The sequence below is a fragment of the Pseudoduganella sp. UC29_106 genome (assembly GCF_044055365.1).
Classification (GTDB): domain Bacteria; phylum Pseudomonadota; class Gammaproteobacteria; order Burkholderiales; family Burkholderiaceae_D; genus Rugamonas.
This window is the reverse complement of the sequence record NZ_CP171977.1, coordinates 3793599-3818408: the sequence shown is the minus strand read 5'-3', so window position 1 is coordinate 3818408 and position 24810 is coordinate 3793599. Positions and strand designations below refer to the sequence as shown.

Genomic DNA, 24810 nt, shown 5'->3' with positions numbered 1-24810 from the left:
ACCAAATGGAAATCAAACGCTTTCACGTAGGTAAACGCCTGTCCGAAATCGCTGTTCACAACGGCACCGTCTACCTGGCCGGCCAGATCGCTGAAAAGACCGATGGCGACATCAAGGAACAAACCCGCGAAGTGCTGGGCCACATCGACCGCCTGCTGGAAGAAGCGGGCAGCGACAAGTCCCGCATCCTGTCCACCGCGATCTACATCACCGACATGGCCAACTTCGCCGGCATGAACGAAGTGTGGGAAGCCTGGGTCGTGCAAGGCGCAACCCCGCCGCGCGCTACCGTGGAAGCCAAGCTGGCCAACCCGGCCTGCCTCGTCGAATTCGTTATCGTGGCAGCCCAGAAGTAAAGCAATCCCCTTAGTTTTTCAAAGGTTTCATCATGGTTTCAATCGCGGCTCTCAATAGCGCAACGTCGGACCAGCTCGTCCAGGGCTTGTCCGCAGACGATGGGGCTCGCATGCTGTCAGCGCTGGATTTCGCCAGCGAGGCATATGCGGGCAGGAAGAATATCTACGGCCAGGACGCTTTCGAGTTCTCCGTTGGCATCGCCAGCACGCTGGCCTTCCTGCGCAGCGATGTTGAAACCCGTATTGCCGGTCTGGTGTTCGAGCTGACCCTGCTCGATGCCGACACCGCCCCGACCATCGAGCCCCGCTTCGGCAAGGAAGTGGGCGAACTGGTGACGGGCGTGCGCCAACTGATACGCCTGCGCGAACTTACCCTGAGCGCGCCGGGCGCCGCGGGCCGCAGCAAGACTGCGGTCCAGCAGGCAGTGGCCCAGGTGGAATCGCTGCGCAAGATGTTGCTGGCGATGGCCACCGATATGCGAGTAGTCCTGGTGCGGCTGGCCTCCTGCTGCACCACCTTGCGCTACTTCGCCGACATCAAGCTGTTCAACGAAATGACGCGCGCCTACGGCCGCGAAACGCTGGACCTGTACGCGCCGCTGGCCAACCGCCTGGGCATCTGGCAGATCAAGTGGGAACTGGAGGATCTCTCCTTCCGCTTCATCGAGCCGGAAACCTACAAGCGCGTGGCGAAGATGCTGGAAGAGAAGCGCATGAGCCGCGAAAGCTTTGTCTCCGCGTCGATCGAGCGCCTGCAGTCCGAACTGCAATCCGCCGGCATCCAGGCTGAAGTATCGGGCCGACCGAAGCACATCTACTCGATCTGGAACAAGATGCGCGGCAAGGACCTGGACTTCGCGGAACTCTTACCGATGTGCGCGCCTTCCGCGTGATAGTGCCGGACGTGAAGACCTGCTACACCGTGTTGGGCGTGATCCACAATATCTGGACCCCGATCCCGAAAGAATTCGACGATTACATTTCGCGTCCCAAGCCGAACGGCTACCAGTCACTGCACACGGTGGTGACGGCGGACGATGGCCGTCCCCTCGAAGTGCAGATCCGTACCCAGGAGATGCACAACTTTGCCGAATACGGCGTGGCCGCGCACTGGCGCTACAAGGAGGAGGGCGGCTCCAATTTCAGAGGCGCACAGTACGACGAGAAGATCGCCTGGCTGCGCCAGCTGCTGGCCTGGAAGACCGACGTGGCGGACGCCGTGGTTGGCAATGAGGAACAGCAGCGCGAATGGGTGGAAAAGCTGAAGGCCACTTCGCTCGATGACCGCATCTTCGTGCTGACGCCGCAGGCGCGTGTGATCGAGCTGCCGGTGGGCGCCACGCCGATCGACTTCGCCTACCACCTGCACAGCGATGTAGGCCACCGCTGCCGCGGCGCCAAGATCGACGGCGTAATGGTGCCGCTGAATACGCCGCTGAAAAGCGGGCAGTCCTGCGAGATCATCACGGCCAAGGGCGCGCCCGGCACGGCCGGCCCTTCGCGCCGACTGGCTGAGCCCAGGCTATACCGTCAGCAACCGCACGCGCTCCAAGGTGCGCGCCTGGTTCCATGCGATCGATATGGAGACCACGCTGTCGGCCGGCAGGTCCGCAGTGGAAAAAGCGCTGCAGCGCGAAGGCAAGACCGCCGTCAACCTGGAAACGCTGGCGCAAAAGCTGGGCTTCTCCAAGGTCGATGATCTCTTCCTGGCCGTGGGCAAGGATGAATTAGCCTGCGCCACGTCGAACAGGCCTTGCACGAGCCGGTTGAGCCGGAAGCCACGGACGACCAGGTTTCCGTCAACAAGAGCCGCGCTTCGAGCGTGGAGCAGGGCGCCAAGTCTGGCGTGCTGGTCGTGGGCACGGATGGCTTGATGACGCAGCTGGCCAAATGCTGCAAGCCGGCGCCGCCGGACCCGATAGTGGGCTTCGTCACGCGCGGCAAGGGCGTCTCCATCCACCGCGCCTCGTGCAAGAACTTCGCCGAGATGCGCGCGAAGGCGCCTGAGCGTGTAATTGTGACCGCCTGGGGCAGCGCGAAGTCGGATACCGTGTATCCGGTGGACCTGTTCGTGCTGGCAGGCGACCGCCAGGGGCTGCTGCGCGATATCTCGGAAATCTTCTCACGCGAGAAGATCAATGTGATCGGTGTGAATACGCAGTCGGCGAAAGGCCAGGCGCGCATGACCTTTACCGCCGAAGTGGGCGCCACCGCGCAGCTGCAGAAAGCACTGGCGGCGATCGCCGAAGTCACGGGCGTGATCGAGGCGCGCCGCGCCTGATCAGCACAATGATGTGATGTAGCGCGCGTCCACCTGGGCGCAGTAATTGGCGCAAGCCTGGCGCGCTGCATTCGCGGCAGCATGCACCAGCCGCGTGGCATCGGCGGGCATGCACATCGACACGATGATCGAGGGCAGCCGCGGATGGACCGGCAATTCGATGAACTCACCGTTGTCGAGGAAACTGGCCACGAACAGGCTGGGAATGGCCGCCACGCCGTAACCATCGCGCACCAATTGCACAATCGCCGCCACAGAGGGCGAGCAGGTGATGCGCGTTTCTTCCAGCGGCACGGCGGCCAGGTTGGCCATCTTGCGCACCGCGTCCTCCAGTGCCAGTTGCGGCGGCGTGCCGCGTGCAAAGGTCAGGATGGGCAGATGCAGGAGGCGCTGGTTCAGGCCTTCCTTGCGCGTGTCGACCAGGCCTTTGCGGGCGATCCAGTGCAGCGGGTAAGTGGCCAGCGCTTCGGAGACGATGTCCGCACTCTCAATTCCTTCCACTTTGAAGACCATGTCCAGTTCCCGGGCATGCAGGCGCCGTTCCAGTACGTGGCTGGTATCCACCGCCAGGTCCACATCGAGTTCCGGATACAACACATTCAGCTCGCGGATGTACTGCGCCAGCCAGCTGTGCACCACTGATTCGATGACGCCGAGGCGCAATCGGCCGCAGATTGCACTGCTCTGGTGCGCCGCCGCCTGCAGCCGGCGTGTGGCATCGACCACCGCCTTGGCATGGCCCAGCAGGTACTCGGCCTGCGCCGTCAGGCGGAATTCCTTGCTGTTGCGGTCGACCAGTTCCGTCTGCAATTCTTCTTCCAAGGTCTTGATTCGCAAGGAAATTGCGGCCGGCGTGGCGTGCAGGGCGCGGGCCGTGGCGCGGAAACTGCGCAACTGGCTCAGCGTAACGAAGGTCTCGAGAAATCGGGTATTCATGGAAGAATAGCTTAACCAGTTGCGCGCCTTTGGTGCAAGCTGTTCAGAAAATCTTAACACGTAAGGAAATAATAACTAGATAGCCGCGATGGGGTGTTCCTGACTATTCTTAGCTCATACACTGGAAAACGGAGATGAGATGAACCCATTCGAATTACGCCACCAGGTCCGCAGCGGCGCTTTCCGCCAGCCGACGGCCGGCTATTGCGGCGACTACGCCCAGGCCAACCTGGTGATCCTGCCGGCACAGCATGCCAGTGACTTCCTGCTGTTCTGCCAGCGTAATCCGCGCGCCTGTCCACTGCTGGCGGTGGGTGAGCCGGGCCAGTGGCAGATCGACAGGCTGGGCGCGGACCTGGACTTGCGCAGCGATACGCCGGGCTACAACATCTACCGTCACGGCGAACTGGCGGAGCAGGTGCATAACCTCTATGAGGTCTGGCGCGACGACCTGGTGGCTTTTGCCATTGGCTGCTCCTTCTCTTTCGAGCACATGCTGATGGCGGCCGGCATACCGCTGCGCCACATCGAACAGCGCCGCAATGTGGCGATGTACCGCACCAATATCGCCAACGCCGCCGCCGGTCCCTTTGCCGGCCAGATGGTGGTGTCCATGCGCCCCATGAAGGCGGCCGATGCGATCCGCGCTGTGCAGATCACCAGCCGCTTCCCGGCCGTGCACGGGGCGCCGGTGCATCTGGGCGACCCTGCGCTGATCGGCATTGCCGACATTTCCCGGCCCGATTACGGCGACCCGGTCGAGATCATGCCCGATGAGATTCCCGTTTTCTGGGCTTGCGGCGTAACGCCCCAGGAAGCGATCCGCCACGCGCGGCTGCCCCTGGTGATCACCCACCAGCCGGGTTACATGCTGGTGACTGACATCCTGAACGCCTCGCTGGCCGCGTTCTAACTTTCTACACTTAATCATTAGCGGTGGCAGAGGGGACTGCGCGTTCCCGGGAGAAGTACTGCCCCAACGACAGGAGAAGACGATGAACACAAGAGCACTAGAGACGGCCGGGCAGGAAGGGCATTTCGCCTGGTACCACGCGCTGACCGGCAAGGAGCGCCGCACCTTCTGGAGTTGCAAGGTCGGTTATGCGCTGGACGCGATGGATACCCAGTTCCTCAGCTTTGTCATTCCGACGCTGATCGCGACCTGGGGCCTGTCCAAAGGCGACGCAGGCCTGATCGGCACCGTGACCCTGCTGACTTCCGCCGCCGGCGGCTGGATCGCGGGCATCCTGTCCGACCGCATCGGCCGCGTGAAGGCGCTGCAAATTACCATCCTGTGGTTCGCCCTGTTCACGGTGCTGTGCGGCGTAGCGCAAGACTTCACGCAGTTGCTGATAGCGCGCGGCCTGATGGGCTTTGGCATGGGCGGCGAATGGACGGCAGGCGCCATCCTGATCGGTGAAGTGATCCCGCGCCAGGGACCGCGGCAAGGCTGTCGGTATGGTGCAGGCGGATGGGCGCTGGGCTGGGGTGTTTCGGCCATCCTGTATGCGCTGATGTTTTCGCTGCTGCCACCGGAGTGGGCGTGGCGTGCACTATTCCTGTTGGGCGTTCTGCCGGCGCTGTTTGTGATCTTCGTGCGCCGCTTCGTCGAGGAGCCGGAAGTGTTCGTGGCCCAGCAGAAGAAGGAAGCTGCAAGCGCCGAGCGCACGTCGTTCTGGGAAATCTTCTCGCCGAAGTTGCTGAGCGTGACGCTGCGCGCCGTGCTGCTGACCACCGGCGCCCAGGGCGGCTATTACGCCATCACCACCTGGCTGCCCACCTTCCTGAAAAATGAGCGCCACCTGACGGTGCTGGGCACGGGCGGCTATCTGGCCATGGTCATTTTCGGCTCCTATGTCGGCTATATCGTCAGCGCCTTCCTGACCGATTACCTGGGCCGCAAGAAGAATTTCATCCTGTTTGGCGCCGGTTCGATGGCCATCGCACTCGCTTACACCCATCTGCCGGTCAACGACAGCGTCATGCTGTTCCTGGGATTCCCGCTGGGCTTCTGCGTGTCCGGCGTGTTCAGCGGCATGGGCTCCTTCCTCACCGAGCTGTTCCCGACCCGCATCCGCGGCTCCGGACAGGGCTTCAGCTACAACATGGGCCGCGCAATCGGCGCGCTGTTCCCGCTGATGATCGGCTTGAGCAGCCAGTCCATGTCCCTGGGTTATGCGATTGGCGTGTTTGCCGGCGTGGCCTACGGCGTGATGATCCTCGCCGCACTCACGCTGCCCGAAACGGCCGGCAAGAAACTGGAATCCTGATTTTTACTGAATAACGAATAGAGGCAAGAGCATGAAGAACGATATCCCCACCAATCAACTGCGCTGGCAATTCTGGGTCGACCGCGGCGGCACTTTCACCGACATCGTGGCGCGCCGCCCGGATGGCAAGCTGGTGACGCACAAGCTGCTCTCCGAATCGCCAGAGCGCTACAGCGACGCCGTCACCCAGGGCATGCGTGACCTGCTGGGCCTGAAGTCGGATGAGCCGCTGCCGGCCGACCAGATCGAAGTGATCAAGATGGGGACCACCGTGGCGACCAATGCGCTGCTCGAGCGCAAAGGCGCCCGCACGGCGCTGGCCATCACGCGCGGTTTCGCCGACCAGCTGCGCATCGGTTACCAGGACCGTCCCGATATTTTTGCCATGCGCATCGACTTGCCGGACCTGATCTATGAGGAAGTGATCGAAGTCGATGAGCGCATCGGCGCACACGGCGAAGTGCTGCAGGCGCCGGACGAAGCGCTGCTGCGCCGCCAGTTCCGTGCTCTGCGCGAAAAGGGTATCGACGCCATCGCCATCGCGCTGATGCACGCCTATCGCTATCCGCGCCACGAACAGCGCCTGCGCGCACTGGCGGAAGACGCCGGCTTCACGCAGATTTCGGTCAGCCACCTGGTCAGCCCCCTGATGAAGATTGTGGGCCGCGGCGATACCACGGTGGTGGACGCCTACCTGTCGCCGGTGCTGCGCGATTATGTTTCCCGCGTTTCCCGCGACACGGGCGGCGTGCGCATCATGTTCATGCAGTCGAACGGCGGCCTGACCGATGCGGGCCGCTTCCAGGGCAAGGACGCCATTCTCTCCGGCCCGGCCGGCGGCATCGTGGGCGCCGTCAAGAGCTGCGAGGCGCTTGGCCTGCGCCAGGTGATCGGCTTTGATATGGGCGGCACCTCGACCGACGTGGCGCACTACGACGGCAGCTATGAGCGTGTGTTCGAAACTGTGGTGGCCGGCGTGCGGGTGCGCGCGCCGATGATGCACATTCATACCGTGGCTGCCGGCGGCGGCTCGGTTTGCAGCTTCGAGAATGGCCGTTTCAAGGTCGGCCCGGAGTCCGCTGGCGCCAATCCGGGCCCGGCCAGCTACCGCAAGGGCGGCCCGCTGACGGTCACGGACTGCAATGTGATGCTGGGCCGCGTGCAGCCTGAACACTTCCCGCACGTGTTCGGCCCGAACGGCGACCTGCCGCTGGACCGGGAAGTCGTGGAACAGAAATTTGCCGCCCTGGCCGAGCGGATCGCCGCGGAGACGGGCACGCGCATGTCGCCCGCTGCCGTGGCGGATGGCTTCCTGGCCGTCGCCGTGGACAATATGGCGCAAGCCATCAAGGCCATCTCCGTCGAGCGTGGCTATGACGTGAGCCGCTACGCCATGTGCTGTTTCGGCGGCGCCGGCGGCCAGCATGCCTGCCGCGTGGCGGACGTGCTGGGCATGACCCAGATCGTGATCCACCCGTTCGCCGGTGTGCTGTCAGCCTTCGGCATGGGCCTGGCCGATATCCGCGCCATGCGCGAAGGTGCGGTCGAGCAGCCTTTGGACGCGGCCACGCTGCAAGCCCTGCAGCCGCAGCTGAATGACCTGTCGGGCGATGCGCGTGCCGAATTGCTGGCCCAGCAAGTAGCGGCCAGCGATATCCGCGTCGAACTGTGTGCCCGCCTGAAATACGAGGGCAGCGACTCGGCTTTCGTAATTCCGCTCGGCAGCGCCGAAGCGATGGCTGCAGCCTTCGCCGAGCAGTATCGCAGCCGTTTCGGCTTCGTGATGGAAGACCACCCGCTGGTGATCGAATCGGTGTCGGCCGAGGCGATTGGCGCCGGCGGCGGTGCGGACTATGTGATCGAAGTGCCGGCCGGTGAGGGCGGCGCGGTCGCTGGCCAGGTGCCGAGCTATGTCGACGGCGAGCCGGCGCAGATCGCCATGCATGTGCGCGCCGCGCTGCCAATTGGCGCGCGTGTGGCCGGCCCGGCGCTGATTCGCGAGGAAATCGCCACCACCGTGCTGGAGCCGGGTTGGACGGCGCGCGTGCTGCCCGACTACTCGCTGCTGCTGGAGCGCAGTGAAGCGGCTGGCAGCACGCACAAGGTCACCACGGCCGTCCATCCCATCCACCTGGAGATCTTCAACAACCTGTTCATGGCAATTGCGCGCCAGATGGGCAGCACGCTGGAAAATACGGCCTACTCGGTCAATATGAAGGAGCGCCTGGACTTTTCCTGCGCCGTGTTCGACCGCCACGGCAACCTGATCGCCAACGCGCCGCACATCCCCGTGCACCTGGGATCGATGAGCGACAGCGTGCAGTGCGTGATCCGCCAGCACCGCGACACCATGGCGCCGGGCGACGCGTATGCGCTGAACGTGCCCTACAACGGCGGCACCCATCTGCCGGACATCACGGTGGTCAGCCCAGTCTATGGCGCACAGGCCGGCGCCGGCCCGCTGTTCTACGTCGCTGCGCGCGGCCACCACGGCGACGCGGGGGGCATCACCCCGGGTTCCATGCCGCCCAACAGCACGGTGATCGACGAGGAGGGCGTATTGCTCGACAACGTAAAGATCGTCGAAGGCGGCGTATTCCTGGAAGAGAAAGTGCGCGGCCTGTTTGGCGCCGGCCCCTTGCCAAGCCGCAATATCGACCAGAACATCGCCGACCTGATCGCTCAGCTGGGCGCCTGCGAGACCGGCGCCAACGAGCTGCTGAAGGCCGCTTCTACCTATGGGCAGGATGTGGTGCTGGCCTATATGCAGCATGTGCAGGACAACGCCGAAGCCGCGGTACGCAAGGCCATCGGCGGCCTGCGCGACGGCAGATTTGCCTACGAGATGGATGATGGTGCGGTAGTGCAGGTCAGCGTGACCGTGGACCACACCAGCCGCAGCGCCACGGTGGACTTCACAGGCACCAGCGCCCAGCGGCCGACGAACTTCAATGCGCCGCTGTCCGTGTGCAAGGCGGCCGTGCTGTACGTGTTCCGCACCTTGCTCGATTGCGATATTCCGATGAACGAAGGCGTGCTGAAGCCGCTGAACCTGATCGTGCCGGAGGGCTCGATGCTGAATCCCCGCTACCCTGCCGCCGTGGTGGCGGGCAATGTGGAAGTGTCTCAGTACGTGACTGACGCCTTGTACGGCGCGCTGGGTGTGATGGCGGCGTCTCAAGGCACGATGAACAACTTCACCTTCGGCAATGAAGAGCACCAGTACTACGAGACCATCGCCGGCGGTTCCGGCGCAGGGCCGGGCTTCTCTGGCACGGCTGCGGTGCAGACCCATATGACCAACTCGCGCATGACCGATCCTGAAGTTCTGGAGTGGCGTTTCCCGGTGCGCGTGGGAAACCCACGCCATTCGGCGCGGCAGTGGCGGCGCGGGCGCGCAGCAGGGCGGGGATGGCGCGGTGCGCCGCATCCGCTTCCTGCAGGATATGACCGCCAGCATCCTGGCAGGCCATCGCCGTGTGCCGCCATTTGGCCTGAACGGCGGCGCGGCCGGCGCCCTGGGACGCAACTGGGTCGAACGCAGCGACGGCACGGTGGAGGAATTCGGCGCCACGCACAGCACCGAGATGCGCGCCGGCGACGTGTTCGCGATCGAGACTCCGGGAGGCGGCGGCTTCGGCGCCTGACACTTTATGACCAAAAAATTGTTGATGCTCATGCTGGGCGCATGGGCAGGGGCGGCTGCTGCCCAAGCAGCGTGCTGATGTACGGTATTGTCGATATGGGGCTGGTACGTGAGAGTGGCGGTACGGCGTCCGTTACCAAGGTGACGAGCGGCGTGGAGTCCGGATCGCGCCTTGGTTTCAAAGGCACCGAAGACCTGGGCGATGGCATGGCTGCAATCTTCCTGCTGGAGAGCGGCTACCAGGCCGACACGGGAGCAATGGGGCAGGGCGGCCTGCTGTTCGGGCGCCAGGCCTACGTTGGCCTGCAAAGCCGGGCCGGCACGGTCACGCTGGGCCGCCAGTACACGCCGCAGTATGTGGCAGTGGTGACGGCCGATCCCTTCGGTTCCGGCACGGCGGGCGACACCAAAAACCTGATGGCGGCAACCGGCAACAGCGCCAGCCGCATGGACAACGCGGTGAAGTACACGTCGCCCACGCTGCAAGGTGCGCAGCTGGAGCTGGTTTTACGGCGCGGGCGAGGTGGCCGGCAACAATAGCGGCAACCGCCAACTGGGTGGCGCGCTGGGCTATGTGAACGGTCCGCTGGTGCTGCGCCTGGCCCATCACCGGCGCAACAACGACACCGGCACGGCCAGCGCGCGCAATACGGTGCTGGTAGCGGTCTATGACTTCGGCATGGCGAAGGCGCACTTCGCCTACGGCGTGGACAAGGGGCCGAACAGCGCGCCGCGGCGTAATAGCGGCAATCCCTTCGGCTATGCAGTCGCGCCGACGCCCAGCACGGACAGCAATGTGCTGCTGCTCGGTCTCACCGTGCCGCAGGGCGCCGGCGCCTGGCTCGCGTCCTATATCCGCAAGAACGACAGGACCCGTTTCAACCAGGATGCCGAGCAGCTGGCCGCCGGCTATCGCTACTTCCTGTCGCGGCGCACCGACCTGTATGGCGTGTACGGTTACATCCGCAACCACAATGGTGCCGGCTACACGGTGGGCAGTTCAATTGAAGGGGGAAGCGGCAACCGCGCGGTGAACCTGGGCGTGCGCCATACGTTTTAAGGCGTGACGAACTTCAGGCCGAGGGTGAGGGCGCGCTCGGGGTGGCTGTGGTGCACGCGGTCGCTCAGCGAGCCGTCCAGCTGGATGCGGTCCTGCACCAGCCACATGCGCGCGCCCACCTGGTAGGACGGACGGCCGTCATTGCGGCCGAAAGACTCCAGGCTTAGCCAGCCGTTCTCCGCCACCTGGGCTTCGGCGCCCAGCGCCCACGTTGCGAAATCGCGCTGCGTGGCTTTCTCGCGCAGCCAGCCCAGGTTGGTGTGGAGCTGCAGGCGGTCGTCGTTCAGCGACCAGCTGATGGGGACATAGGCATAGCGGTCGCCGCTCAGGCCCTTGCGTGTGTCGAACTGGGTGCCGAAGGCCAGGCCGATGCCCCAGTCGTTGACGTCCAGCGGTTTGAATACCGTCTTGGCCTGCAAGACGCCATAGGTCTTCCTGGCGTCGGACGTCCCCGCGCGGCCTGCACCTGCCGCCAGTTCGAACTCGCCGACGCGGCAGGCAGGCATCGCCCAGAATTCATTGCTGGCGCGGCTGCGCAGTGTCCAGGTTTCGAGCTGACAGCTGTTCGGGTCGAGGATGCTGGCGTCATCCGTCGTCATGGGACGGCCGGCGTGCGCCTGGGTGCAGGCGAGAGCGAGCAGCGGCAAAGGGTGGAGCCGGCGCATATCAGGAATGGGCTACTTCGGCCTGCAAGGTGATGTGGTCGATGCCGTGCCGCGCCAGCAGCATGGCTTTCACGTTGTGCAGGATGCGAGGCCATTCCTGCAGGTCGCGGATTTCGAGATGGCCGATCAGGGCAGGGTGGCCGGGGGACATGTCCCATACGTGCAGGTCGTGCACGGAAACCACGCCATCCATCGCGGCCAGGTCCGCGCCGATCTGCAGATAGTCCGCGCCGTCCGGCACCGCTTCCATCAGGTGATGATAGGACTCGCGCAGCACGCTCACGGTGGACTTCAGGATCAGCAGCGACACCAGCACCGAAAGCAGCGGGTCGATCTGCATCCATCCGGTCCACATGATCACTCCGCCGGCCGCCAGCGCAGCCACGGAGCCGAGCAGGTCGCCCATCACGTGCACCAGGGCGGCGCGGGTATTCATGCTGCCCTGGTCGCGCGACAGCGTCCATGCCACAACCAGGTTGATGGCGAGGCCGATGCCCGCCACCAGCAGGACGGTATTGCCCTGTACCGGCTTCGGATCGGCAAAGCGTTGTACGGCTTCGACAAAAATCCAGGCCACGACCGCCAGCATTGCCAGGCCGTTGACGAAAGCGGCCAGCGCCTCGGCGCGGCCATAGCCAAAGGAATAGCGGGCGGACGGGCGGCGTTTGGCGATCAGTTGCGCCAGCAGGGCCAGGCCGAGCGAGGCGGCGTCGGTCACCATATGGCCGGCGTCCGAGATCAGGGCGAGCGAATTGGCGATGAAGCCGGCGGCGACTTCGACAAAGGCAAATCCCAGTGTCAGCGCGAGGGCGATGGCCAGCGCGGTCTGGCTGCGGTGTTCGGCAAAATGGGCGTGTTCAGCATCGCCATCCAGGTGGGCGTGCAAGTGGGCGGAGGGGGAGGGATTCTTGGTCTGCATAGCCCGGCGACTATAACATGGGAATATTTCACAATGTTTTCATAGGAAAATACTTGTCACAGGAGGGCGGCCTCTCTATAATGCGAGTCCTCGGGCGGTTAGTTCAGCTGGTTAGAATACTTGGTCGACATCCAAGGGGTCGGGGATTCGAATTCCTCACCGCCCACCAGAACATGTAGTACGATTGCAAAAGACAACGGGCGGTTAGTTCAGCTGGTTAGAATACCTGGTCGACATCCAGGGGGTCGCAGATTCGAATTCTGCACCGCCCACCAGACACTTTGTAAGAGCGAGAAAGGCACACCGGTTATGACACCGCGAACTACCATGACGGTTGGTGAGTGACGCTAGTCGATCGGCTTTCTTTTGCTTGTTCAAATTGAAGAAAAAACGCGGCTAGTCCGCGTTTTTTTTCGTCCCGATTTTTCCCGAATTAATTTTCAAACTGGAGATCATGATGGTTTCAGTCCGACTGCCCGACGGCTCCATCCGTCAATTCGAAGCGCCCGTCACCGTGGCACAGGTGGCGTCCAATATCAGCACCAGCCTGGGCAAAGCCGCGCTGGCAGGCAAGGTCGATGGCAAGGTGGTCGACACTTCCTTCCTGATCGACAAGGATTCCGATGTCGCCATCGTGACCGAGCGCGATCCGGAAGGCCTGGAAGTCATCCGTCACTCCACCGCCCACCTGCTGGCCTACGCCGTCAAGGAACTGTTCCCTGACGCGCAAGTGACCATCGGTCCGGTCATCGAGAACGGCTTCTACTACGACTTCAGCTACAAGCGTCCGTTCACCCCGGAAGACCTGGTGGCGATCGAGAAGAAGATGGGCGAGCTGGCGAAGAAGGACGAGCAGGTGACCCGCAAGGTGCTGCCGCGCGACGAGGCCGTGGCCTATTTCAAGTCCATCAATGAACACTACAAGGCCGAGATCATCGCCTCGATTCCGGCCAATGAAGACGTTTCCCTGTACAGCGAAGGCGGCTTCACCGACCTGTGCCGCGGCCCGCACGTGCCGTCCACCGGCAAGCTGAAAGTCTTCAAGCTGATGAAGCTGGCTGGCGCCTACTGGCGTGGCGACTCCAAGAATGAAATGCTGCAGCGTGTGTACGGCACCGCCTGGGCGAAGAAGGAAGACCAGGAGCAGTACCTGCACATGCTTGAAGAAGCCGAGAAGCGCGATCACCGCAAGCTGGGCAAGCAGCTGGACCTGTTCCACTTCCAGGATGAAGCACCGGGCCTGATCTTCTGGCATCCGAAGGGCTGGACCATCTGGCAGCAGGTGGAGCAGTACATGCGCCGCAAGTACCAGGAAAACGGCTACCAGGAAGTGAAGGCGCCGCAGATCCTGGACCGCACCCTGTGGGAAAAGACCGGCCACTGGGAGAACTATCGCGAGAATATGTTCACGACCGAGTCCGAGAACCGTTCCTACGCGCTGAAGCCGATGAACTGCCCGGGCCATGTGCAGATTTACAACTCCGGCCTGCATTCCTATCGCGACCTGCCGCTGCGCTACGGCGAGTTTGGTCAGTGCCACCGCAATGAATCGTCCGGCGCGCTGCACGGCGTGATGCGCGTGCGCGGCTTTACCCAGGATGATGGCCACATCTTCTGCACCGAAGAGCAGATCGAGTCCGAAGTGACGGACTTCCACGCCCAGGCGATGGATGTCTACAAGGACTTCAAGTTCGAACACATCGACGTGAAGATTGCGCTGCGTCCGGATAACCGCATCGGTTCCGACGAGGTGTGGGATGCCGCTGAAGAAGCGTTGCGCTCTGCACTGCGCGCGTGCGGCGTGACCTGGACTGAGCTGCCGGGCGAGGGCGCTTTCTACGGCCCGAAGATCGAGTATCACCTGAAGGATTCGCTGGGCCGTCCGTGGCAGGTTGGCACCATGCAGGTGGACTTCTCCATGCCGGGCCGCCTGGGCGCCGAGTATGTGGCGGTCGACAACACCCGCAAGACGCCGGTGATGCTGCACCGTGCAATCGTCGGTTCGCTGGAGCGCTTCATCGGCATCCTGATCGAGAACCACGCCGGCGCGATGCCGATGTGGCTTGCACCTGTGCAAGTATCGATTCTCAACATCAGCGATGCACAGGCGGAATACTGCAGGGACCTCGCTGCCAAGCTGCGCAAGCTGGGCTTCCGCGTTGATGCTGATTTGCGCAACGAGAAGATCACGTATAAAATACGCGAACATTCCGTCCAAAAACTGCCGTACATTCTGGTTGTCGGCGATAAAGAGCGGGATGCCAACACCGTGGCCGTGCGTGCCCGGGGCAATGTCGATCTGGGCGTCATGTCCATCGATGCCCTGGTGGAGCGACTCCAGCAAGACGTCGCTACCAAAGCCTGATGCGGGACTACTCCGCAACCGGCCAGCAAACAAACATTAAAGGAAACTGCAATAGCTACTGAAAAGTCACATCGCATCAATGGCGAGATCACCTATCCCGAAATGCGTCTGTCGGGTGTGGAAAATGAACCGCTGGGCATCGTGAGCCTGGCCGAAGCTTTCCGCCTGGCGGAAGAGGCGAACGTGGACCTCGTGGAAATCGCTCCCAACGCGACTCCGCCGGTGTGCCGCCTGATGGACTACGGCAAGTTCAAGTATTCGGAACAGAAAAAGGCGCACGAAGCCAAGTTGAAGCAGAAGGTAATCTCCGTGAAGGAAGTCAAATTCCGTCCGGGTACCGACGATGGCGACTACAACATCAAGCTGCGCAACCTGATCAAGTTCCTGGAAGAGGGTGACAAGACCAAAATCACCCTGCGTTTCCGCGGCCGTGAAATGGCCCACCAGGACATCGGTATGCGCATGCTCGAGCGTCTGAAAGCCGACCTGGAGCCGCATGGCCAGGTCGAGCAGTTCCCGAAAATGGAAGGCCGCCAGATGATCATGGTCCTGGCGCCGAAAAAGAAGAAGTAATTCTTCCTCCTCCTTCCCCAAAAGGGCCGGCAAATCGCCGGCCCTTTTTATTTCCTCCTGCTCCGGACAGGTGGCTGCCACATCGTGGCTGCCACCAGCTTCTGCCTTGGGTTTTAATCGGCATTCCCCTCAAAAAAAATCTTCCGCACACAAGTTCCGGCAATTTGGCCCACAGGTCAATTCCCAACTCCTTTTTAATGTTTTCGGCCGTAATATGGTTCCTCACCAAATATGCCTCCCCAAGATGCGCCGCAGCCACCATCTTCTTATTATCGTCGTCTAGCGCAATAACCAGAGTAACGTCTGGTTCCGGCATAAACTGATAAGTCTCGACATCGCCCCCCCTCGGCCGGGTGAAAACTTCGCATCGACGCGCATACTCTTCCTGAGGCATTTCCTGCGCACGGGCTGCGAGGGTTGCGCACGCCATCGCTGATCCCGCGACATAACCATCAGTCTGCGATTCATTCTTCCTCCAGGTCCGCCACATTCTGGCATTATCGCGCCAAATCCTTGCGCGATCAGTGTTAAGCTTCCGGGGGGGGGCAAGCTCATGTTGGGAAAATCATGATCGTTGACGCACAGCTAAATATTAACGGCTCCAGGCCGGCTGTATGGGCCGCAATAAGCGATATCGAAAATGCCGCCAAAATCATCAGCGGCATTCTCTCCGTTGAAATCGTGAATAAACCGGCTGATGGCCTGGTCGGCTTGCGTTGGCGTGAAACGCGGATGATGTTTGGCCAACCGGCTACTGTCGAAAAATGGATAACCGAAGCCGTTGAAAATGAGTCCTATAAAACCCGCGCGGAAAGCGATGGGTATATTTTCCTCACTACGAACCGAATTTCCGACACCGCAGGCGGCGTCATCTATCAAGTCCGCCATTGAGCAGGACTAACGTCCCGCAATTCGGGGTCAGCTCTGTCATTCGGACATGCGACGCCTGTCTTTGATCGAGATCAATACGAAAAATCCAGGGAATTTGCGTATTGATCTGGCTCAAACATCCGGCTTGGATGTCCGAATGACAGAGCTGACCCCGAACTTTGGCGGGGTGGTGATGTGCCCTACATTTCCCGAAGGCTTTGTGCTACAATCCGAGGTTCCCGTGAGAGCAGGCACCGAAAGCGCAGCGTAGGGCTGCCACCTGCAATCCGGTCATGTTTGGAGCATTCACATGCCAAAAATGAAAACCAAGAGCAGCGCGAAGAAGCGTTTCCGCGTTCGCCCAGGTGGCACCGTTAAGTCCGGTATGGCGTTCAAGCGTCACATCCTGACCAAGAAGACCACCAAAAACAAGCGTCAACTGCGTGGCACCCGTAACATCAATGCGTCGGACGTAACGAGCGTCTACCGCATGATGCCGTCCGCTTAATCTCACACTCATTTAAGGAGCTACTATGCCTCGAGTAAAACGTGGGGTTACTGCGCGTGCCCGTCATAAGAAAGTACTGAACCTGGCCAAGGGTTACCGCGGTCGTCGCAGCAAGGTTTACCGTATTGCCAAGCAAGCAGTTATGCGCGCTGGCCAGTACGCATACCGCGACCGTCGTAACAAGAAGCGCGTCTTCCGCGCCCTGTGGATCACCCGTATCAACGCGGCTTCCCGCGAGCACGGTCTGACCTACAGCGTGTTCATGAATGGTCTGAAGAAGGCCGCGATTGAACTGGACCGCAAGGTCCTGGCTGATATGGCTGTGATGGACAAGCCTGCATTTGCAGCGATTGTCAACGTCGTCAAAGCCAAGATCGCTGCTTAATTGCCAGTGATGCGCGCTGCCTTCGGGCGGCGCTCATAAGAAGCGGGACATGGTGCGAGCCAGGTCCCGTTTTTAATTTCCAAAACAGGAAAACAGTCGGATGAACTCCCTCGAAGAACTTGTCGTCTCCGCGCAGGCTGACTTTATCGCCGCCGCAGACGCTGCCGCACTTGAAAACGCCAAAGCCAAGTATCTTGGCAAGACCGGCCAGATCACCGAAATGATGAAGGGCCTGGGCAAGCTGACTCCGGAAGAGAAGAAGACCCAGGGCGCCCTGATCAATGCAGCCAAGGTGCAGATCGAGAACGCGCTGAACGCGCGCCGTGACGCCATGGCCGAAGCCCAGCTCCAGCAACGCCTGAATGCCGAAGCCATCGACGTGACGATGCCCGGCCGCGGCCGTGCTCCGGGCGGCATCCACCCCGTGATGCGCACCTGGGAACGCGTGGAAGCGATCTTCCGATCCATCGGTTTCGACGTTGCCGGCGGTCCCGAGATCGAGAACGACTGGACCAATTTTACCGCACTGAATTCGCCGGAAAACCATCCGGCCCGTTCGATGCAGGATACCTTCTACATCGAAGGCAACGACAGCGAAGGCAAGCCGCTGCTGCTGCGTACCCATACCTCGCCGATGCAGGTGCGCTATGCGCGCAGCCATACGCCGCCGATCAAGGTGATCGCGCCGGGCCGCACCTATCGCGTCGACAGCGATGCCACGCACTCGCCGATGTTCCACCAGGTCGAGGGCCTGTGGATCGCCGAGAACATTTCCTTCGCCGACCTGAAGGGCGTGTACCTGAATTTTGTGAAGGCTTTCTTTGAGACGGACGACCTGCAGGTGCGCTTCCGTCCTTCGTATTTCCCGTTTACCGAACCGTCGGCGGAGATTGATATCGCTTTCGGCAGCGGCCCGCTCAAGGGGCGCTGGCTGGAAGTCTCCGGCTCGGGACAGGTGCATCCTAACGTTGTGCGCAACTTCGGACTCGATCCGGAGAAGTACATCGGCTTCGCGTTCGGCTCCGGCCTTGAGCGCCTGACCATGCTGCGCTATGGCGTTAACGATCTGCGCCTGTTCTATGAAGGCGATTTGCGCTTCCTGAAACAGTTCAACTAAACCAACGGCGCGAAGCAGGTGTCGGGCACGCCGTGCCGGACACCAGATTTCCGCCCAGGGTTTTAAACAAGATAACGAAGAAGGCACCAATACTATGCAATTCTCCGAAAACTGGCTCCGCACCATGGTCGATCCGAAGATGACTTCGGACGAGCTGGCGCATCTGCTGACCATGTCCGGCCTCGAAGTGGAAGAGGTTGATCCTGTCGCTCCGCCGTTCACGAATGTGGTCGTGGGCCACGTGCGCGAAATGGCCAAGCATCCGAACGCCGACCGCCTGAACGTCTGCCAGGTGGACGTGGGCACCGGCACGTTGCTGAACATCGTGTGCGGCGCGCCGAACGTGCGCCCCGGCCTGAAGGTCGTGTGCGCGATGGCGGGCGCCGTGCTGCCTCCGGGCGCGGATGGCAAGCCGTTTGAAATCAGGGTGGGCCAGCTGCGCGGCGTGGAGTCGCAGGGCATGCTGTGCTCCGCGCGCGAACTGCATCTGTCCGAAGACCACGCCGGCCTGATCGAGCTGCCGGACGACGCACCGGTCGGCAAGAACTTCCGCGACTACTGGGCCCTGAACGACCTGAAATTCACCATCAAGCTGACGCCGAACAAGGCGGATTGCCTGTCCGTGCTGGGCGTGGCGCGTGAAGTGTCCGCGCTCACCGGATCGACGCTGAGCGTGCCGCAGTACCGCACGGTGCCCGTCAACACGGACGAAAAGCTGCGCGCCAAAGTGAGCGCGCCGGACCTGTGCGGCCGCTTCGCGGGCCGTGTGATCCGCGGCCTGAACGCGAAGGCGCAGACGCCGGAGTGGATGAAGCAGCGCCTGGAGCGCTCGGGCCAGCGCCCGGTGTCCGCCCTGGTGGACATCTCCAACTACGTGATGCTGGAACTGGGCCGTCCTTCCCACGTCTTCGACCTGGACAAGATCCACGGCGGCCTCGATGTGCGCTGGGGCCGCAAGGGCGAGCAGCTCAAGCTCCTGAACGGCAACACCGTCGAAGTCGATGAGTGGGTTGGCGTGATTGCCGACGACAAGGAACTGGAATCGCTGGCCGGCGTCATGGGCGGCGACGCTACCGCCGTGTCGGACGACACGACCAACATCTATCTGGAAGCCGCATTCTGGTGGCCGAACGCCATCCAGGGCCGCGCGCGCCGCTACAACTTCTCGACCGATGCCCGCGCACCGCTTCGAGCGCGGCGTGGATTACGCGTCCATTCCGGAGCACCTGGAGCGCATTACTTCTCTGCTGCTGGAAATCTGCGGCACGCAGAGCACCAAGGTCGGCCCGATCGATGACCAGATTGTCAATCTGCCGCAGCGCGCTCCGGTGATCATGCGCACCGCCCGCGCCTCGAAAGTGATCGGTGTGGCGCTGACCGATGAAGTCATCGCGGACATCTTCAAGCGCCTGGCGCTGCCGTTCACGCTGGAAAACGGTGTATTCAGCGTGACCGCGCCGTCCTACCGCTTCGACATCGAAATCGAGGAAGACCTGATCGAGGAAGTGGCCCGTGTCTACGGCTTCGAGAACATCCCGACCCGGCCGCCGGTTGCCGCCAACGAGATGCGCATCGAAGACGAAGACACCCGCTCCATCTTCGCCGTGCGCCACCAGCTGGCCGACCTGGGCTTCCAGGAAGTGGTGAACATGAGCTTTGTGGAAGCCCAGTGGGAACTGGACTTCAACGACAACGACAGCCCGATCAAGCTGCAGAATCCGATCGCCAGTCAGATGTCCGTGATGCGTTCCTCGCTGATCGGCAGCCTGGTCGCGAACGTGCGCTACAACGTCAATCGCAAGCAGCCGCGCGTGCGCGTGTTTGAAGTCGGCGCGGTGTACAAGCGCGATACGTCCGTGGCCGACGGCCCGCTGACCGTGGCCGGCTACGACCAGCCGCAGCGTGTGGCCGCCATGGCTTACGGCCCGGTGGCTGACGAGCAGTGGGGCATGGATACCCGCGAGGTGGACTTCTTCGACGTGAAAGCCGACCTGGAAGCGCTGTTCGCGCCGGCCCAACTGCGCTTCGCCAAGCTGTCGCACCCGGCCCTGCATCCGGGCCGTGCCGCATCGGTCGAGCTGAATGGCAAGGTCGTTGGTTTCCTCGGTGAACTGCATCCACGCTGGCTGCAGAAATACGATCTGCCGAAGGCGCCCGTGCTGTTCGAAGTTGACGCTGTTGCGTTACAGCAACGCGCTGTGCCAAAATATGAAGAGATCTCCAAGTTCCCAGGCGCCACGCGCGACCTGGCCCTGGTGGTCAAACATGAGGTGGCGGCACAGGATCTGCTCGACGCTTTCAAAGGCGCGGCAGCCTCCCACGCCGCAGGCCGCATCGTGCAAGCCATTGTTTTGTTTGACGAATATCGCGGCAAAGGTCTGGAAAACGACGAAAAATCGCTTGCTTTCCGCTTTAGCTTGCAAGATACTCAAAACACCCTGCAGGACGATGTCGTTGATAGTCTGATGGCAAGTTTTGCTGCTGCGGCGACTGAAAAAGCAGGGGCACGGGTTCGCAGCTGAGCATGCACGGCGGATCAATGATCCGCCCTACGCGGCGCGACGGATCGTCGGCTGGAACGGTGTGTGTTCCGGCAACATTTAACACTTGGATACATCTTTTAGAGTCCGGTTCACCCGGACTCGTGTACTTTAGAAGGCAGGGCAGCAAAATTAACAACAACGACATCGATTCCGCCGTACTCGATTCCGCATTGGATGCCGAACTGCATAGCGCCATCAATAGCGCGAAGGTACGCCAGGAAGCTGAAAAAGATTTGCCTACGCTGACCAAGGCGGAGCTGGCTGAACTATTGTTCGAACAGGTCGGCCTGAACAAGCGCGAGGCCAAGGATATGGTTGAGACCTTTTTTGACGAGATCCGCAATGCGCTCGAACGAGGCGAGGCGGTGAAGCTGTCTGGTTTCGGCAATTTCCAGCTGCGCGACAAGCCGCAACGTCCGGGCCGCAATCCGAAGACTGGCGAGGAAATCCCGATCACGGCGCGCCGCGTGGTGACCTTCCACGCCAGCCAGAAGCTGAAAGGCATGGTCGAAGATAGCACCGGCCTGCCACGCGCAGCCTGATCCGCAGGTGCGTGAATGAACGACCGCGCAGGCAAGGCTGAACTGGTAGTGCTGCCGCCGATTCCGGCGAAGCGCTACTTCACCATTGGAGAAGTAAGCGAGCTGTGTGGTGTGAAGCCGCACGTGCTGCGCTACTGGGAGCAGGAATTCACCCAGCTCAAGCCCGTCAAGCGCCGCGGCAACCGCCGCTATTACCAGCACCATGAAGTGCTCCTGATCCGCCGCATCCGTGAGCTGCTGTACGAGCAGGGCTTCACTATCAGCGGCGCCCGCAACAAGCTCGATAGCCGTGCAACCGATTCTGTCCAGGGAGAGTATGATGAAAATCAGGCGCTCAATGGCGTGGTCCGGGAGCAGACAGCGCCGCCGCTGGACCGCGAGATGATCCGCAGTGAACTGCAGGCCATTCTTGAGCTCCTGAAATAAGGCGGGGGAGGCGCTTTGCTGCCTCTTTTTTTTCGCCTAAACTGTTAAAAGTTTGGTGCTACAATATTAATGTTAAGGTTTTTGCTAGTGATAATGCAGACGCTGGCTTCGTTCCCAAACTAGGAAACACACGAGGGAAAACAATGATACGCGTAGCCATCTGTGACGACCACCAGATTGTACGAGCAGGGTTCAAGCAGATATTTTCGTCGTCGGACGAATTCAGTGTGGTGGCAGAGGGTAGTACCGGCCGCGAAGCGCTTGATATTGCCCGCAAAGAGATATGTGATGTCCTCCTGCTGGACATCGCGATGCCCGACCAGAGCGGCATCGACACCCTGCGCACGATCCGCCAGGGACAACCGGACCTGCCGGTCCTGATTCTGTCGGGCTACCCAGCCCAGCAATACGCACTGAACCTGTTCAAGATGGGCGCCAACGGCTATCTGAACAAGGAATGCGATGCGGACGAGCTGATCACCGCCGTGCGCACTGTTTTCCAGGGCCGTCGTTACGTCAGTTCGCAAGTGGGCGAACTGCTGGCGCAAAGCTTCGACCGTGATCCGAACACGGCCCTGCACACCGAATTGTCGGACCGCGAGTTCCAGGTTTTCCTGCGCCTGGCGCGTGGCGCCACCGTGTCGGACATCGGCCAGGCGCTCTCGCTGAGTATCAAGACTGTCAGTACTTATCGGACGCGCATCATGGAAAAGATGGGCCTGCAGTCGAACAGTGACCTGACTTACTATGCGATGAAAAACAACCTGTTGGACTGAAACGACTCGTTACATCTTTCTGCTGCTGCACTGCAGAATTACCTGACAGCAGTACATTGCCATGGGTCTATAATGGGCAGGATGTACTTCACTGTTGAACCAGCCCAACACAGGCTTCCGTTTTACAAGACACTTCTCTGCGTGACCTGCGCATTGATCCTGATTGTTAACGGCTTCAGCCTGTTCAAGAACCTGCAGTCGCTGAAGGGCGCCAACGAACAGCTTGCAAGCAGCGCGAAGGTGACGGAGCGCTTGCAATACCTGAACGTGCTGGTGCTCGATGCCGACAGCAGCGCGCGCGGCTATTTCATTTCAGGCAATGAAATATACCTCGGACCTACGCGCACCGTGGTGTCCGAGACCGAAGCCGAATTTCGCGAGCTGGAAAAACTGCTGGCCGACGATCCGGCCCAGCTGAAGAACCTGACGCACCTGCAATCGCTGGTGCGCAAGCGCCTGGCCACCATCAACCAGACCATCGACGTCTACCGCCAGGCGGGGCTTGATGAAGTCGTCAATATTGCCCGTGTCAGCGACGAGCGCAGCGGCATGGATGAAATCCGCCTGCAAGCGGTAATCATGTCGCGCGAGCAGAGCGAAGCATCGGCTGCCCGCAGCGCCAGCTTCTACCAGGAATACCAGAAGGCCGTCATCATGGGCGCCGGCATCAATGCCGTCGCCATCGTGGTGCTGATCATGTTCTACCAGCTGGTGCGGCGCAGTTTCGTGCACCGCGCGGCAGTCGAGCATCAGTTGCAGCTTTCGAACGAGAGCCTGGAATCGCAGGTTGCCAAGCGTACCGAGCAGCTATCCGTGCTGTCGCGCCACCTGATTTCGATCAGCGAAGAAGAGAAGAAGCGGCTGTCGCGCGAATTGCATGACGAGATGGGCGCCAACCTGACCTCGATCAGCATGGATATCGCGGCCGTCGTCCAGCAGTTGCAGAAGACCCAGCCGGAGTTGGCGGATCAGCTGCGCCGCGCGCGCAGCACCCTGGTCGATACGGTGGAACTGAAGCGCCGCATCATCGAAAACCTGCGTCCCAGCCTCTTGGATAACCTGGGCCTGTGCGCGGCGATCGACAGTTATTGTGAAGAGTTCGGCCGCCTGTCCAACATCCCGGTCGAGACCCAGATCGGGCCCGAGGTGGATGGGATTGCCAAGGCGGGCGAGGCGACCTTGTCCATCGCGCTGTTCCGTATCGTGCAGGAATCGCTGACCAATATCCGCAAGTACGCACGCGCCGGCAGCGTCTCGGTGTCGCTGCGCCGCAATAACGATCAGCTGGTGTTGCGCATTATCGACGATGGCATCGGCATCGCGCCCCATACGCTGGCCAAGCCGATGTCGCATGGATTGCTGGGAATGCGGGAGAGGGCCTTGCTGTTGGGCGGTTCGCTGAACATCCGCCGCGGGAGGGAGGACCGGGGCACCTGCATCGAGGTATTCATACCCTTGAAGGGCGTCCCGGTCGGGGAGAAGACTAGCAGCACGCTACATCAGCGAGCAGGCGATCGTATTCCGTTTTCGCCACCTTATAGCACTCACCCGCGTAGCGTTCCAGACCTTCACGATCAAGCACGGTGATATTGCCGCGGCGGTAGGTGATCATGCCGTCTTCCTGCAGCTTGCCGGCGGCGGCGGTGATCGATTCGCGGCGTACACCCAGCATGATCGAAATCATTTCCTGAGTCACTTTCAATTCGTTCGACGGCGAGCGGTCCAGGCGGTCCAGCAGCCAGCGGCAGAGTTTCTGCTCTATCGAGCTGTGGCGGCCGCCGACAGCGTTCTGCGCCATCTGGGCAAACAGCGCGGTGTTGTAGCGCATCAGCAGCTGGGGCAGGGCGCCGCCCTGGTTGAACGCATCGCGCAGGGCCTGGGCCTTCAGCCGGTAGCCATAGCCGGCGCTTTGCACGACAGCGGAGCTCATCGCACGCTCGCCGGCAAACAGGGACACGCCCACCACGCCTTCGTGGCCGACCACCGCAATCTCGGTGGTGGCGCCGTCTTCCATCACATACAGCAGCGAGATAATGGCCGTCGTGGGGAAGTACACGTATTCGAGCTTGCTGCCGAATTCAAAGAGTTCCTTGCCGAACGGCAGCTGAACCAGTTCAAGGTGTTCAAACAGCGACTCCAGGACATCGCGAGGCAGGGCCGCCAGCAACTCATTCTGCTGGGTGCCGCTGTAGCTGACAACGGGACGGGACGCAACTTTAAATTCCTGGGAACCAACGGGCATCGCATGGGTCAGCGAGCTCTTTACGGAAGCGCCAAGTTGAGTGTTGTTCATGTTTTCCTCACAGTACTTAAAGTAATCTGATGCTTCGGCACCCGGTTTTGGACATCGCGGGGTGTGAATTCGTTCCACACAAAGCCGATCGCGTTGGTATTACTTTAATTTCCTATGTCGTCCGCGAACATAAGACGGGCTTCCGCCCAAATGTAGGCTGGTAACATAAGGATTTGTGAGCATAGTCCTACAGCAACTCTCTAATTCAATACCGCAAAGCGATTTTTGGCGGCGCACTATTGGGACGGCGCCCCTGATTGCCCCATAATGGCGCTCATC

General features: G+C 61.4%; 19 protein-coding genes, 2 tRNA genes and 3 pseudogenes. 20 read left to right on the top strand and 4 right to left on the bottom strand.

What is annotated here, in order from left to right; translation table 11 throughout:
- Positions 1-5 precede the first annotated feature (5 nt).
- The gene (locus tag ACHMW6_RS19195; RefSeq protein WP_395398988.1) at positions 6-356 is read left to right on the top strand and encodes a RidA family protein; all 351 of its coding nucleotides are present in this window, start codon (positions 6-8) and stop codon (positions 354-356) included.
- Positions 357-388: 32 nt separating this feature from the next.
- Positions 389-2637, top strand: a pseudogene (locus tag ACHMW6_RS19190) (RelA/SpoT family protein).
- Here ACHMW6_RS19190 and ACHMW6_RS19185 read toward each other — a convergent pair.
- Positions 2638-3573, bottom strand: a complete 936-nt coding sequence (locus tag ACHMW6_RS19185) for a LysR family transcriptional regulator (protein WP_395398986.1) — start codon at positions 3571-3573, stop codon at positions 2638-2640.
- A 121-nt stretch (positions 3574-3694) separates the two neighbouring features.
- Between ACHMW6_RS19185 and ACHMW6_RS19180 the strand changes: the two genes are divergently transcribed.
- From ACHMW6_RS19180 to ACHMW6_RS19160, 5 genes and pseudogenes are all read left to right on the top strand, one after another.
- Entirely contained in the window at positions 3695-4486 is a 792-nt protein-coding gene (locus ACHMW6_RS19180) for a putative hydro-lyase (protein WP_395408656.1), read from the top strand.
- An 82-nt stretch (positions 4487-4568) separates the two neighbouring features.
- On the top strand, positions 4569-5843 hold the full coding sequence (locus ACHMW6_RS19175; protein ID WP_395398984.1) for an MFS transporter: 1275 nt from the start codon (positions 4569-4571) through the stop codon (positions 5841-5843).
- A 31-nt stretch (positions 5844-5874) separates the two neighbouring features.
- A pseudogene (locus ACHMW6_RS19170) lies at positions 5875-9490 on the top strand (hydantoinase B/oxoprolinase family protein).
- 41 nt (positions 9491-9531) lie between these two features.
- Positions 9532-10029, top strand: a complete 498-nt coding sequence (locus tag ACHMW6_RS19165) for a porin (RefSeq protein WP_395398982.1) — start codon at positions 9532-9534, stop codon at positions 10027-10029.
- The gene (locus tag ACHMW6_RS19160; protein WP_395398980.1) at positions 10013-10549 is read left to right on the top strand and encodes a porin; all 537 of its coding nucleotides are present in this window, start codon (positions 10013-10015) and stop codon (positions 10547-10549) included. Before ACHMW6_RS19165 ends, ACHMW6_RS19160 begins: the two co-directional genes overlap by 17 nt.
- Here the strand turns inward: ACHMW6_RS19160 and ACHMW6_RS19155 are convergent.
- Both ACHMW6_RS19155 and ACHMW6_RS19150 read right to left on the bottom strand, forming a co-directional pair.
- Positions 10546-11214, bottom strand: coding sequence for a hypothetical protein (locus ACHMW6_RS19155; protein WP_395398978.1), 669 nt, complete (start codon positions 11212-11214; stop codon positions 10546-10548). The two genes, ACHMW6_RS19160 and ACHMW6_RS19155, sit on opposite strands and share 4 nt — an antisense overlap.
- Position 11215: 1 nt before the next feature.
- Positions 11216-12133, bottom strand: a complete 918-nt coding sequence (locus ACHMW6_RS19150) for a cation diffusion facilitator family transporter (protein ID WP_395398976.1) — start codon at positions 12131-12133, stop codon at positions 11216-11218.
- Between the two features lie 92 nt (positions 12134-12225).
- Here ACHMW6_RS19150 and ACHMW6_RS19145 point away from each other — a divergent pair.
- The 13 genes and pseudogenes from ACHMW6_RS19145 (at position 12226) to ACHMW6_RS19085 (ending at position 23825) form a co-directional block, all read left to right on the top strand.
- A tRNA-Val gene (locus ACHMW6_RS19145) sits at positions 12226-12302 on the top strand.
- Positions 12303-12331: 29 nt separating this feature from the next.
- A tRNA-Val gene (locus ACHMW6_RS19140) sits at positions 12332-12408 on the top strand.
- A gap of 182 nt (positions 12409-12590) precedes the next feature.
- Entirely contained in the window at positions 12591-14498 is a 1908-nt protein-coding gene (gene thrS, locus ACHMW6_RS19135; protein WP_395408655.1) for a threonine--tRNA ligase, read from the top strand.
- 51 nt (positions 14499-14549) lie between these two features.
- A complete protein-coding gene (gene infC, locus ACHMW6_RS19130; protein ID WP_395408654.1) occupies positions 14550-15071 on the top strand; it encodes a translation initiation factor IF-3 in 522 nt (173 codons plus the stop codon).
- Positions 15072-15638: 567 nt separating this feature from the next.
- Entirely contained in the window at positions 15639-15962 is a 324-nt protein-coding gene (locus ACHMW6_RS19125; RefSeq protein ID WP_395398974.1) for a hypothetical protein, read from the top strand.
- Between the two features lie 289 nt (positions 15963-16251).
- Positions 16252-16449 carry a 50S ribosomal protein L35 gene (gene rpmI, locus ACHMW6_RS19120; protein ID WP_026354218.1) on the top strand — a complete coding sequence of 66 codons (198 nt, stop codon included), beginning with the start codon at positions 16252-16254 and terminating at the stop codon, positions 16447-16449.
- A gap of 25 nt (positions 16450-16474) precedes the next feature.
- Positions 16475-16834: a 50S ribosomal protein L20 gene (rplT, locus tag ACHMW6_RS19115; protein ID WP_050407402.1), complete on the top strand. Its 360-nt coding sequence runs from the start codon at positions 16475-16477 to the stop codon at positions 16832-16834.
- A gap of 100 nt (positions 16835-16934) precedes the next feature.
- Positions 16935-17951 carry a phenylalanine--tRNA ligase subunit alpha gene (gene pheS, locus ACHMW6_RS19110; protein WP_395398971.1) on the top strand — a complete coding sequence of 339 codons (1017 nt, stop codon included), beginning with the start codon at positions 16935-16937 and terminating at the stop codon, positions 17949-17951.
- 94 nt (positions 17952-18045) lie between these two features.
- Positions 18046-20473: pseudogene (gene pheT / locus ACHMW6_RS19105) on the top strand (phenylalanine--tRNA ligase subunit beta).
- A 149-nt stretch (positions 20474-20622) separates the two neighbouring features.
- The gene (locus ACHMW6_RS19100) at positions 20623-21036 is read left to right on the top strand and encodes an integration host factor subunit alpha (RefSeq protein ID WP_395408653.1); all 414 of its coding nucleotides are present in this window, start codon (positions 20623-20625) and stop codon (positions 21034-21036) included.
- A gap of 15 nt (positions 21037-21051) precedes the next feature.
- Complete coding sequence (locus ACHMW6_RS19095) at positions 21052-21462, top strand: MerR family transcriptional regulator (RefSeq protein ID WP_395398969.1); 411 nt, start codon at positions 21052-21054, stop codon at positions 21460-21462.
- Between the two features lie 143 nt (positions 21463-21605).
- A complete protein-coding gene (locus ACHMW6_RS19090) occupies positions 21606-22238 on the top strand; it encodes a response regulator (protein WP_395398968.1) in 633 nt (210 codons plus the stop codon).
- Positions 22239-22319: 81 nt separating this feature from the next.
- On the top strand, positions 22320-23825 hold the full coding sequence (locus ACHMW6_RS19085) for a CHASE3 domain-containing protein (protein ID WP_395398966.1): 1506 nt from the start codon (positions 22320-22322) through the stop codon (positions 23823-23825).
- On the opposite strand, the gene ACHMW6_RS19080 is transcribed toward ACHMW6_RS19085, so the two are convergent.
- Complete coding sequence (locus tag ACHMW6_RS19080) at positions 23722-24531, bottom strand: Crp/Fnr family transcriptional regulator (RefSeq protein WP_395398964.1); 810 nt, start codon at positions 24529-24531, stop codon at positions 23722-23724. The genes ACHMW6_RS19085 and ACHMW6_RS19080 overlap by 104 nt on opposite strands.
- Positions 24532-24810: the final 279 nt, after the last annotated feature.